Source organism: Hydrogenophaga pseudoflava (genome assembly GCF_004353865.1).
GTDB classification, from domain to species: domain Bacteria; phylum Pseudomonadota; class Gammaproteobacteria; order Burkholderiales; family Burkholderiaceae_C; genus Hydrogenophaga; species Hydrogenophaga pseudoflava.
In genome coordinates this window covers 649,116-661,035 of sequence record NZ_CP037867.1, presented here as the reverse complement: position 1 = coordinate 661,035, position 11,920 = coordinate 649,116, and the positions used below count along the sequence as shown (strand labels likewise).

10 protein-coding genes are annotated in these 11,920 nt (G+C 69.3%); 6 read left to right on the top strand and 4 right to left on the bottom strand.

The window, feature by feature from the left end:
- Positions 1-70: 70 nt before the first annotated feature.
- Positions 71-988, top strand: coding sequence for an arginase (rocF, locus tag HPF_RS03355; protein ID WP_133155744.1), 918 nt, complete (start codon positions 71-73; stop codon positions 986-988).
- Between the two features lie 112 nt (positions 989-1,100).
- On the opposite strand, the gene HPF_RS03350 is transcribed toward rocF, so the two are convergent.
- Together HPF_RS03350 and HPF_RS03345 are read right to left on the bottom strand one after the other, a co-directional pair.
- Entirely contained in the window at positions 1,101-1,400 is a 300-nt protein-coding gene (locus tag HPF_RS03350; RefSeq protein WP_066153812.1) for an antibiotic biosynthesis monooxygenase family protein, read from the bottom strand.
- A 16-nt stretch (positions 1,401-1,416) separates the two neighbouring features.
- A complete protein-coding gene (locus HPF_RS03345) occupies positions 1,417-3,054 on the bottom strand; it encodes a GMC family oxidoreductase (protein ID WP_133155743.1) in 1,638 nt (545 codons plus the stop codon).
- Between the two features lie 149 nt (positions 3,055-3,203).
- Between HPF_RS03345 and HPF_RS03340 the strand changes: the two genes are divergently transcribed.
- The 3 genes from HPF_RS03340 to gorA all read left to right on the top strand — a co-directional run bounded on the left by HPF_RS03340 (position 3,204) and on the right by gorA (position 6,255).
- The gene (locus HPF_RS03340; RefSeq protein WP_066153818.1) at positions 3,204-4,055 is read left to right on the top strand and encodes a 3-hydroxybutyryl-CoA dehydrogenase; all 852 of its coding nucleotides are present in this window, start codon (positions 3,204-3,206) and stop codon (positions 4,053-4,055) included.
- A 182-nt stretch (positions 4,056-4,237) separates the two neighbouring features.
- Positions 4,238-4,777, top strand: coding sequence for a hemerythrin domain-containing protein (locus tag HPF_RS03335; protein WP_133155742.1), 540 nt, complete (start codon positions 4,238-4,240; stop codon positions 4,775-4,777).
- 71 nt (positions 4,778-4,848) lie between these two features.
- Positions 4,849-6,255: a glutathione-disulfide reductase gene (gorA, locus tag HPF_RS03330; protein ID WP_133155741.1), complete on the top strand. Its 1,407-nt coding sequence runs from the start codon at positions 4,849-4,851 to the stop codon at positions 6,253-6,255.
- On the opposite strand, the gene HPF_RS03325 is transcribed toward gorA, so the two are convergent.
- Together HPF_RS03325 and HPF_RS23830 are read right to left on the bottom strand one after the other, a co-directional pair.
- Positions 6,245-7,534: an MgtC/SapB family protein gene (locus tag HPF_RS03325; protein WP_133155740.1), complete on the bottom strand. Its 1,290-nt coding sequence runs from the start codon at positions 7,532-7,534 to the stop codon at positions 6,245-6,247. The two genes, gorA and HPF_RS03325, sit on opposite strands and share 11 nt — an antisense overlap.
- 52 nt (positions 7,535-7,586) lie before the next feature.
- The gene (locus tag HPF_RS23830; protein ID WP_243721670.1) at positions 7,587-9,128 is read right to left on the bottom strand and encodes a hypothetical protein; all 1,542 of its coding nucleotides are present in this window, start codon (positions 9,126-9,128) and stop codon (positions 7,587-7,589) included.
- Between the two features lie 81 nt (positions 9,129-9,209).
- Here HPF_RS23830 and HPF_RS03315 point away from each other — a divergent pair, with 81 nt between their 5' ends.
- Positions 9,210-10,706: an AMP nucleosidase gene (locus HPF_RS03315; RefSeq protein ID WP_066153830.1), complete on the top strand. Its 1,497-nt coding sequence runs from the start codon at positions 9,210-9,212 to the stop codon at positions 10,704-10,706.
- Positions 10,707-10,733: 27 nt separating this feature from the next.
- Positions 10,734-11,840, top strand: a complete 1,107-nt coding sequence (locus HPF_RS03310; RefSeq protein ID WP_133155739.1) for a mechanosensitive ion channel family protein — start codon at positions 10,734-10,736, stop codon at positions 11,838-11,840.
- The last annotated feature ends 80 nt before the right edge of the window (positions 11,841-11,920 follow it).

Sequence of the window (11,920 nt, the reverse complement as noted above, 5' to 3'; positions counted from 1 at the left end):
TGCGGGAAAGCCTGCTTGAACGTCCCGCCGCCGTTCCTACACTGACCCGTCTTCCATCAGCGAACCGACCATGAACCTACCCGTCAGCCTCATTGGCGTTCCCACCGACATCGGCGCCGGCGCGCGCGGCGCCTCCATGGGGCCCGAGGCCCTGCGCGTGGCCGGCCTGCAAGCGGTGCTGGAGAGCCACGGCCTGCAGGTGATCGACCGTGGCAACCTGGGCGGCCCGTCCAACCCCTGGCAACCGCCGGTCGACGGTTACCGCCACCTGCCCGAGGTGGTGGCCTGGAATACCGCGCTGCACGACGCCGTACACACCGAACTCGCCCGGGGCCGTCTGCCCATCGTGCTGGGGGGCGACCACTGCCTGGGCATGGGGTCCATCAGCGCGGTGGCCCGCCACTGCCGCGAAACGGGCAAGCAGCTCCGCGTGCTCTGGCTGGACGCGCACGCCGACTTCAACACCGCCGAACTCACCCCCAGCGGCAACATCCACGGCATGCCGGTGGCCTGCCTGTGCGGCCACGGGCCGGCCGAGCTCACCGGCATCGGCGGCCACACGCCGGCCATCACGCCCGACGTGGTGCGCCAGATCGGCATCCGCAGTGTGGACCCGGGCGAAAAGCGCTTCGTGCACGAGGTGGGTCTGGAAGTGTTCGACATGCGCTACATCGACGAGATGGGCATGCGCCACACCATGGAGCAGGCGCTGATGGGGATGGACGAGAACACCCACCTGCACGTGAGCTTCGACGTGGACTTCCTCGACCCGGAGATCGCGCCCGGCGTGGGCACCACGGTGCCCGGCGGCCCGACCTACCGCGAGGCCCAGCTGTGCATGGAGATGATCGCCGACACGGGGCGCCTGGCCTCGCTGGACGTGATGGAACTCAACCCGGCGCTCGATGTGCGCAACCGCACCGCCGAGCTGGCGGTGGACCTGATCGAGAGCCTGTTCGGCAAGTCGACGCTGATGCGGAAGAAATAGGCTCCCCCCGCGCCGCCTTCGGCGTCACCCCCCGGGGGGCGATGCGAGCGGCCCGGCGAAGCCGGTTCCTCCGCATCACTGGAGCAGGCACGCGCTCCGTATGCGTTGTCTTTCAGCTCTTGCCTACGAGTTCGAGGTGCTCGACCACCGGCGGCTGCAGGAAGAACGGGCCGACGATGCTGCGCCACTCGGCAAAGGCCGGCGACTGGCGGAAACCCACCGTGTGGTCTTCCAGCGTGTCCCAGTAGATGTTCAGGATGTAGCGGCCCGGGCTTTCGATGCTGCGGTTGACCTTGAAGCCCTGAAAGCCTTTGGCCTGGGCAATCACGGTGCTGGCCCCGCGCAGGATCGCGGCTTCAAAGTCGGCCGCCTTGGCGGGGTCGATGCGGATGTCGGCGTGTTCAAGAATCATGTTCGCTCCTGCGGGTTCAGGCCACGGCGGCCCGGCGGTCGTCGCGAATCATATCCACGGCCTTCTCAGCCATCATGATCACCGGCGCATTGGTGTTGCCGCCGACCACGCTGGGCATCGCCGACGCATCGACCACGCGCAGCCCGTCCACGCCGTGCACCTTCAGCCGAGCGTCGACCACGGCACCCGCCGCCGGGTCCGGCCCCATGCGGCAGGTGCCGACCGGGTGGTAGATGGTGTCGGCGTGGTGGCGAACGAACTGCTCGATCTGGGCATCGCTCTGCGCGTCGCGCGAGGCGGCCGATTCGATGCCGCCATGGCGCGCCAGGGCCGGCTGCTGCAGCAGGGCGCGCATGCGCTTGAAGCCCAGCACCAGCCGCGCCACGTCGTCAGGGTCCTGCAGGAAAGCCGGGTCGATCAGCGGCGCCACCTGCGGGTCGCTGCTGGCCAGGCGCAGCGTGCCCCGGCTCTTCGGGCGCAACAGGCAGACGTGGCAGGAATAGCCATGGCCCAGCACGGTCTTGCGGCCATGGTCCACCAGCTTGCCCACCACGAAGTGCAGCTGCAGGTCGGGAATCGCCTCCTCGGGTGAGCTCTTGATGAAGCCGCCGGCCTCGGCGAAGTTGGTGGTCAGCATGCCGCTGCGGCGGCTGCGCCACTCGAAGACGCCCTTGACCATGTCGGCGATGCCGCTCGGGGAGATGCCGAACAGTGAAGTCAAACGAGGGGCGTTCACCACCATCACCACGTCCGGGTGGTCGTGCAGGTTGCCGCCCACGCCGGGCAGTTCGTGCACCGCGGCCACGCCATGTTCCGACAGGTGCGCGGTCGGCCCGATGCCCGAGAGCATCAGCAGCTGCGGCGAACCGAAGGCGCCGGCGCTCAGCAGCACCTCGCCACCCGGGTTCAGGGCCAGGGTCTGCGGCGCGCCGCGGCCGCCATCGGGCCGGTATTCGACGCCCACCGCCACGGGGCGCCCACCCCGCTGTTCCGTCACCACGCGCGTGGTGAGCGCGCTGGTGATCACCCGCAGGTTGCTGCGCCCCAGGTGCGGCGTGAGGTAGGCCTTGGCGGCGCTGAAGCGCTCGCCATTCTTGTGCGTGACCTGGTAGACGCCCACGCCCTCCTGCTCGGCGCCGTTGAAGTCCGCGTTGACTGGGTAGCCCGCCTGACGCCCCGCCTCGACGAAGTCCGGCAGCACCGGGTTGGGCGAGCGCAGGTCCATCACGTTCAGCGGGCCGCCGCTGCCGTGCCAGTCGTCGGCCCCGCGCTCGTTGTGCTCGGCGCGCTTGAAGTACGGCAGCACCTCGCCGAACGACCAGCCCGGATTGCCTTCGGCGGCCCAGGCGTCGTAGTCCTGCGCGTGGCCGCGCGCATAGATCATGGCGTTGATGGAGCTGGAGCCGCCCAGCACCTTGCCGCGCGGCTGGTAGCCCCGCCGGCCGTGCAGCCCCGGCTGCGGCACGGTGGAATAGTCCCAGCCGTTGAGCTGGTACTTGGCCATCACCGCCAGCCCCCCGGGGCAGTGGATCAGCACGCTGCGGTCCGGCGGCCCGGCTTCGAGCAGCGCCACGCGCACGGCCGGGTCTTCGCTCAGGCGGCCGGCCAGCACGCTGCCGGCGGACCCACCGCCCACGACGATGTAATCGAACATGTTGACTCCTGGCGTCGCGCGCCTGTCATGCCGTTGCAGGACGCTGCGCGACAATGCGGGGCAAGGTAGCACAGGGCCTTTCGCCGCAGTAGGCTGGCCCGCCTAGAGCGCCTCCGTCTTTACCCTCATCTTCCAGGAGTGATTCCCACATGAGCAGCATCCAGACCGTCGGCATCATCGGCGCCGGCACCATGGGCAACGGCATCGCGCAGGCCTGCGCCGTCAGTGGCATCCGCGTCGTCATGGTCGACGTGGCCCAGGCCGCGGTGGACAAGGGCCTGGCCACGGTGGCCGGCAGCCTGGACCGCCTGATCAAGAAAGAGAAGCTGACCGCCGAGGGCAAGGCCACCGCGCTGGCGCTGATCAAAGGTTCGACCAGCTACGACGACCTCAAGGGCGCGCAGCTGGTCATCGAGGCCGCGACCGAGAACGAGGGTCTGAAGGTCAAGATCCTGCAGCAGCTCGACGGCATCCTGGCGCCCGAGGTGATCGTCGCCACCAACACCAGTTCGATCAGCATCACCAAGCTCGCCGCCGCGACCCAGCGCGCCGACAAGTTCATCGGCATGCACTTCTTCAACCCGGTGCCCATGATGGCGCTGGTGGAGATCATCCGCGGCCTGCAGACCAGCGACGCCACGCACGACGCCGTCAAGGCCCTGGCCGAAGCCCTGGGCAAGACGCCGATCACGGTGAAGAACGCGCCCGGTTTCGTGGTCAACCGCATCCTGGTGCCCATGATCAACGAGGCCTTCTTCGTGCTGGCCGAGGGCATCGCCACGCCCGAGGACATCGACGCCGGCATGAAGCTGGGCACCAACCAGCCCATCGGTCCGCTGGCCCTGGCCGACATGATCGGCCTGGACGTCTGCCTGGCGGTGATGAACGTCTACATGGCCGAGTTCAACGACAGCAAGTACCGCCCGGCCCCGCTGCTCAAGGAGATGGTGGCGGCCGGCTGGCTGGGCCGCAAGACGGGGCGCGGGGTGTATACGTACTGAGGCACCCACGACAGAAGGGTAGTTGATCCAGTGGCACCGCGGAACCGGCTTCGCCGGGCCGCCAGTGCCGCCCCCAGGGGGTGACGCCGAAGGCGGCGCGGGGGGAGCCATTTCTTGAGGCAGATCAATGGGCGGCGGCGCCGCGTCTCCAGAATGGCCTGAACGCCATCAAGGAGTCTCCCATGAGCGCAGCCCCCGTCTCCATTGCCATCTTCGAGTTTCTCGACAGCACCCACCAGGACATCCAGGACCATGTGCGGCAGCTGCACGGGCTGGTGGACGCCATCGAGTCCGACGGGCTGAACGCGGCCACCCGGGCGCTGGCCCGCCGCGTGTTGAACTACTTCAATACCGAGGCGCGCCAGCACCACCTGGACGAAGAAAAGCACATCTTCCCGGCGCTGCTGGCCAGCCAGGACGCCGAGGTCGTTCAGGCGGCCGAACACCTGATCCAGGACCACGGCTGGCTGGAAGAGAACTGGATCCAGATCGCCCCTTCCCTGGAAGCGGCCGCCAACGGCAACCTCTGGTTCGACCCGGCCGAGCTTCGGCACGCGCTGGACGTGTTCGAGGCGCTGTACCTGGACCACATCCTGCTGGAGGAATCGCTCGCCTACCCGGAGGCGAAGAAGCGCATGAAGGGCATCGACACCATCGGTATGGGCCGCGAGATGGCGCGGCGGCGCGTGATGGCCCAGGACGAGGTGCGCGCCCTCGCCTGAGAGCCCCTGCTCGGAAGGTGCCAAGAGGTGCCCTCGTACACTGACCGGCTTCCTGTCCTGCACCTGAAGCCATGAGTTCTTTCGACTTCGACCTCTTTGTCATCGGCGGCGGCAGCGGCGGTGTGCGTGCCGCCCGCATGGCCGCCGGCCGCGGCGCCCGCGTGGCGCTGGCCGAAACCCTGGGCACCGACGGCCTGGGCGGCACCTGCGTCAACGTGGGCTGCATCCCCAAGAAGCTCTACAGCTACGCGGCGCACTACCACGACGCCTTCGAGGAGTCGCGCGGTTTTGGCTGGGAACTGGACGCCGCCCCCACCTTCAACTGGTCCACCCTCAAGGCCAACCGGACCAAGGAAATCTCGCGCCTGAACGGCGTCTACGCCAACCTGCTGCGCGGCGCGGGCGTCACCGTCATCAACGGCTTTGCGCGCATCGACGGACCGCACGCCGTCACCGTGGCCACGCTGAACGCCGACGGCTCGCCCGGCCACCAGTCCTTCACCGCCGCCCACATCCTGATTGCCACCGGCGGCACCCCCTTCGTGCCGCACTTCACCGGGCGCGAGCATGTCATCACCTCCAACGAGGTGTTCGACCTCGAACCCTTCCCGCAGCGCCTGCTGGTGGTCGGTGGCGGCTACATCGCCTGCGAGTTCGCGTCCATCTTCAACGGCCTCGGCGCCAAGGTCACCCAGCTCTACCGGGGCGAACAGGTGCTGCGCGGCTTCGACGACGAGATCCGCCACTTCGTGGCCGGCGAGATGGTCAAGGCCGGCGTCGATCTGCGGCTCAATGCCGATGTGGTGGATGTCCGCAAGACCGGCGAAGGATTGCGCGTGGAGTGCGATGGCGGCAACGTTGTCATGGCCGACGCCGTGCTCTACGCCACCGGCCGAAAGCCCAATGTGCAGGGACTGGGCCTGGAGGCCTTGGGCGTGGCCCAGGGCGCGCAAGATGAGGTCATCGTGAACGAACACTACCGCACCAACGTGCCCAGCATCTGGGCCGTGGGCGACGTGACCAACCGGGTGCAGCTCACGCCGGTGGCGCTGGGAGAAGCCATGGTGGTGGTGGACCAGCTGTTCGGCCCCGCCGCCGGCAAGGCGCCGCGCAGCATGGGCTACGAGTTCATTCCCACCGCGGTGTTCACCCACCCCAGCATCGGCACCGTGGGCTACAGTGAGGCGCAGGCGCGCGAGAAGTTCGGCGCGATCACCGTGTTCCGCAGCGAGTTCAAGGCGCTGAAGCACACGCTCTCGGGCAGCAGCGAACGCACGCTGATGAAGCTGATCGTTGACACCGCCAGCGACCGCGTGGTGGGCCTGCACATGGTGGGCGCCGAGGCCGGCGAGATCGTGCAGGGCTTCGCCGTGGCCATGAAGGCCGGCGCCACCAAGGCGGTGTTCGACAGCACCATCGGCATCCACCCGACGGCGGCCGAAGAGTTCGTGACCATGCGCGACCCCGTCAAGAGCTGAACCACACCAATCCGGCCGCCACCAGCCCGGTGTGCAGCCAAAGGCCGGGCGCCAGCCAGCGCAGGTAGGCCATGCCCCCGGTGAGCCCGGCGGTGATGCTCTTGCTCGCCGCGTGCACCAGCAAGGCCAGCGCCACCGCCCACACGCCGGCCGGCCCCGACACCGGCGTGGTGGCCGAGAACACCGCCGCCAGCGCCGAATGCAGGTCGGCCAGCGCGGCCACCAGCGCACCCGCCACCAAGCCCGCATCGCCCAGCCAGCGCTGCAGGGCGTGCACCACCAGCTGCACGCTGCTGAGCAGCACGGCCACGGCCGCGGCGCCGCGCAGGCTGAACATGCGGTCGTCGCCGCGCACGGACAGTCCCTCGATGCGCGGCGACGACACCACCAGCCCGTCGCCATCGGTCGGCGCACCGCGCATCAGCACCCAGCCCCACAGCGCCACCACCCCGGCCCCCACCAACGCCGGCAGCCACAGCCGCGCCAGCCAGGCCGGCTGCATGGCCGCGGCCACCAGCAGCAGCTGCACCTGGGTGGACACGCAGGACAGCAGGCCGCCGCCGGCCATCAGGCGGGGCTGGGCGCCCTGCTCGCGCACAGCCAGCCCCAGGGTGGCGATGGTGGCGGTGCTGGACACGAAGCCCGAGGCCAGCGCCGACACCGCCACCGCGTGGTGCGCCGCGAGCAGCCGCGCCGCCAGGTGTGCCACCGACTGCACGCCCAGCAGCAGCACCAGCAGTTGCACCACCTTGTGCGGGTTCAGCGGCGTGCCCCACAGCGGCTGGTCGGGCACCAGGGGCAGCGCCATCAGCACCAGCGCGGCCAGCACGATGCCATCGCGCACCTCGCCCGGGCGCAGCCAGTGCAGGGCGAACCGGTGCAGGCGCTCGCGCCCGGCCAGCAATGCGGTCAACCCGACAGCCAGGCCCGCCGCCAGCGGCGGGCTCCACACACAGAGCACACCGGTCAGGTAGGTCAGCAGCAGCGCGATCTCGGTCGTCGCGCCGGGGTCGTCGGAGCGGTCGCGCTGGTAGGCCAGCAAGGTGAGGCCGATCACCAGCAGGGCACCGGCCACCACCAGCCCACTGATCTGCGTCAGCGCCGCCGCGGCGCCGGCCACGCTGGTCACCGCGAAGGTGCGCAGACCGGCGAACGCCCGGTTCGGGCCACTGCCCTTGCGCCGCTCGCGCTCGATGCCCACCAGCAGGCCGCAGCCGAGGGCGACCGCCAGCACGGCGGCGGCAGGTGTATCGGGCACAAAGCCCCAGGAATCGGTCATGGACATGGCGCAGCGGAAGGACCCAGGCTGCCGCCACTGTAGCGTCAGCGTCTCAGGGCGTGACCAGCCCGTCCATGCGCACCACCTCGAAGTCCCGCCCCCGGACCTGGCGCAGCTCGCTGTTGAGCCGGTCGTTGTTCCACCGCGGATCGGGTGCGCCGCTGACATACCAGTTGCTGCCGTTGTCGGCCACGAACATGCCGTGCGTCTTCATGGCCGTGAGCAACGCCCGGGTCTCGGTGCTGAAGGTCGGTGGAATGATGTAGCTGGCCTTCAGCCGCACGCGCATGCCCATGGGCGGCAGGTTCGCGCTGGTGTTCGACGACGCCCAGTGCGTGGCCGGTGGCACGTAAGCGCGCCGGCTGCGTTGCACCGTGAAGCGCAGCGCGTGGGCGATGCCCCCCGGGCCGAGCGCGGCTTCCTCGTAGCGCGCCAGGCCGGGGAAGATCGGCAGCCCCGCCGCATCGGCGCTGGTCCAGCCCGGCTGGCCGCCCGGCCGCACGTTGTTGCTGTCCAGGTGGAACAGCGCGCCAACGTCTGCAAACCACGCCCCACCGGTCTGCGGGAACGCCCGGCCGATCTCGTAGAGGCGCTGGTTGTCCCGGTCGATCACGATCACATGGCGGTCGCCGTTGCTGGCACGCCCGCCCTCGACGGGGGCGTCCACCGGCACCGGGTACGGCCCCGGATCGCTCTCGTCCCCGTACGCGGTCCAGACCATGGGCACCCGGGCCTGCGCGCCCGAGACCACCACATAGGGAATGCCGATGGGCGCCCCCTCCCAGAAGCCGGACCCGAAGTCCGGGTGCAGGCCGGTGTCCAGTCCGATGCTGGCGATCACCGCGTCCGAGTTCGGGTCCACCGGCAGGGCCGACACGTCCTGGTTCCAGGGGTTGTCGGCCGGGAAGGACAGCGCCCCGTACAGCGGCGCCCCGGGCCCCAGCGCCGCCCGTGCAAAGCTGCCGTAGCTGCGGATGGTGGCCGGCTCGGAGCCGAAGACGTGGTAGCCCGTGCCTTCGTAGGCGTACTGCGGCAGGTAGGCCACCTCGGTCGGGGTGACGGTATAGAAGTGGTAGCCCTTGCCCGCCAGGTAGAAGCGGCTGAGGGGCCGCAGCCCCGGCCCGGCCACCGTGCTCGCGTAGTAGGCGATACCCTCGTAGAGGAACTGCGGCAGGTTCGCCTGCACCTGCGCCCGTTCCGCTTCGCTGATGGTGTAGAAGTGCACGCCGGTCTGGCGGTTGTAGAAGCGGTGCACCGGGCTGAGTCCTGCAGCGGCCACGGGGCTGGCCTCGAACGCCGGCCCGTCGTAGGACATGACGGGCAGCGTGGCACGGATGCGGTCCCGCTCGCTGGCACTGGCCGTGTAGAAGTGCGCGCCCGTGGCCCGGTTGTAGAACCGGTAGACCGGCACCGTGCCCTGGGCCTTGGGGCTGTCGGACGCGTCCAGCGTGGCCGACTTGCTGCGAGCCGGTGCCGGGCCGTCGGCACCGTCGGAAGCGCCGCCGCAGGCCGCCAGCAAGAACAGGAGCGCCCCGCAAACGCCCGCCAGGGACAGGCGCGAGATGGCAGAAAACGGTGTCCGGATCGGATTCATCGGGAGGCCCCACTAGAACGGCACAGTGTGCCACCGGCCCCTGAACGCGCCTGTAACAAGACCTGGCCACACAATAGCCCCATGCACAAATCCCCCACCTTCATCGCCCCCCAGCTGTTCGACGACCCGGCCGCCGCGCTGGCCCAGGTGCAGCACATCTACGACAGCAGCGTCGCCTTCCTGCGCGAAGCCATGCACGACTTCGTGGCGGGTGCCGAGCCCGGTGGCGCCCGCATCCGCGCCTGCTACCCCTTCGTGCGGCTGCACTCGCGCAGCGTCTCGCGCCAGGAGGCCGGGCTGCAGAGCCGGCTGAGCTACGGTTTCGTCGCCGGCCCGGGCCGCTTCGAAACCACGCTGACCCGCCCCGACCTGTACGCCGACTACTACCTGGAGCAGTTCCGCCTGCTGCTGTCCAACCACGACGGCAAGCTGGAGGTGGGCACCAGCACGCAGCCGATCCCGATCCACTTCTCCTTCGCCGAACACGAGCATGTGGAAGGCGAGATGGGCCCCGAGCGCCGCGCCCTGATGCGCGATGTGTTCGACCTGCCCGACCTGACCGTGATGGACGACGGCATCGCCAACGGCACGCACGAGCCCCGGCCGGGCGAGCCGCACCCGCTGTCCCTGTTCACCGGCCCGCGGGTGGACTATTCGCTCCAGCGCCTGCGCCACTACAGCGGCACCTCGCCCGACTGGTTCCAGAACTTCGTGCTGTTCACCAACTACCAGTTCTACATCGACGAGTTCATCAAGCTCGGACATGCCGAGATGGCCGACCCGCGCAGCGACTACATCGCCTTCGTCGAACCGGGCAACCTGGTCACGCGCCGCGCCGGCCTGTCGGCCCAGGCCATCGACGCGCTGGGCAAGGCCCTGCCCCGCCTGCCGCAGATGCCGGCCTACCACCTGCTGCGCGAAGACCGCTCGGGCATCACCATGGTCAACATTGGCGTGGGGCCCGCGAATGCCAAGACCATCACCGACCACATCGCCGTGCTGCGCCCGCACGCCTGGCTGATGCTGGGCCACTGCGCCGGCCTGCGCAACGGCCAGCAGCTGGGCGACTATGTGCTGGCCCACGCCTACGTGCGCGAAGACCACGTGCTCGACGAGGAACTGCCGCTGTGGGTGCCGATCCCCGCGCTGGCCGAGATCCAGGTCGCGCTGGAACAGGCCGTGGCCGACGTGACCGGCGTGCCGCCGCAGGAGCTCAAGCGCATCATGCGCACCGGCACCGTCGCCAGCACCGACAACCGCAACTGGGAACTGCTGCCCGACAACACGCCACAGCGCCGCTTTTCGCAATCGCGTGCCGTCGCACTGGACATGGAAAGCGCCACCATCGCCGCCAACGGATTCCGCTTCCGCGTGCCCTACGGCACCCTGCTGTGCGTGAGCGACAAGCCGCTGCACGGCGAGATCAAACTGCCCGGCATGGCCAACCACTTCTACCGCGAGCGGGTCGACCAGCACCTGCGCATCGGCATCCGCGCGGTGGAACTGTTGCGCGCCGGCGGGGTCGACCAGCTGCACAGCCGCAAGCTGCGCAGTTTTGCGGAAGTGGCTTTTCAGTAAGGCGCAGTGCGCCACCCCATACCCCTCATGCTCACGGAACAACTGCAAACCCTCATCGGCGTCGAACTCTGGCTGGCCTCGGCGCTGGTCATTCTTTTCATCACCCTGCTGGTGGACCAGGCCCTGCGCCTGGTGCTGCGCCGCATCGAGCGCTGGACCCACGCGTCCAGCACCCCCTGGGACGAATCGCTGCTGCGCGCCGCACGCCGGCCCTTGCAGGCCATGGTCTGGCTGGTGGGCCTCAGCCTGGTGGCGCGGGCGGTGCATGCGCGCTGGCCCGAACACGACTGGCTGGGCACCGTGCTGCTGTGGCGCGACATCGGCTTCATGGTCTGCGTGGCCTGGTTCCTCTGGAAGTTCATCGGCGAGGTGACGCAGACCAGCATCCGCCGCCGCACCGAAGCCGGAGAAGACTTCGACCTGACCACCGCGCTGGCGCTGAGCAAGCTGCTGCGCCTGGTGGTGGTGGTGGTCACCGTCATGACGGCCGCACACGGCCTTGGTTTCCAGATCGGCGGGCTGCTGGCGCTCGGCGGCGTGGGCGGTATCGCGGTCGGCCTGGCCGCCAAGGACCTGCTGGCCAACTTCTTCGGCGGCCTGACCATCTACCTGGACCGCCCCTTCAGCGTCGGCGACTGGATCCGCTCGCCCGACAAGAGCATCGAAGGCACGGTGGAGTACATCAGCTGGCGCCACACCCGCATCCGCGCCTTCAACAAGAACCCGATCTACGTGCCCAACTCGGTGTTCACCAGCATCGTGGTGGAAAACCCGTCGCGCATGAGCCACCGGCGCCTGAACGAAGTCATCGGCCTGCGCTACGACGACTTCGCGCAGGTGCAGGCGGTGTGCGACGACATCCGCGCCTACCTGCAACAGCACCCGGCCATCGACCCCACGCAGACGCTGATCGTCAACTTCACCCGCTTCGGCGCCAGTTCGCTGGACATCATGGTCTACGCCTTCACGCTCACCCGCGCCTGGGTCGACTACCAGACGCTCAAGCAGGAGCTGCTGCTGGCGATGGGCCGCATCGTCCAGCGCCATGGCGCGCAGATCGCCCTGCCCACGCAGACCCTGCACCTGGCCACGGGCGCTGGCGAGGCTGAACCGCCCCTCGCACACGGCTGTTGAGCCGCAGCACCGATGCCGGCTTTACCTCGGCTTGACATTTCTGCGGTGCGGCAGAAGCACGGGCCGCACACAATGCCTCC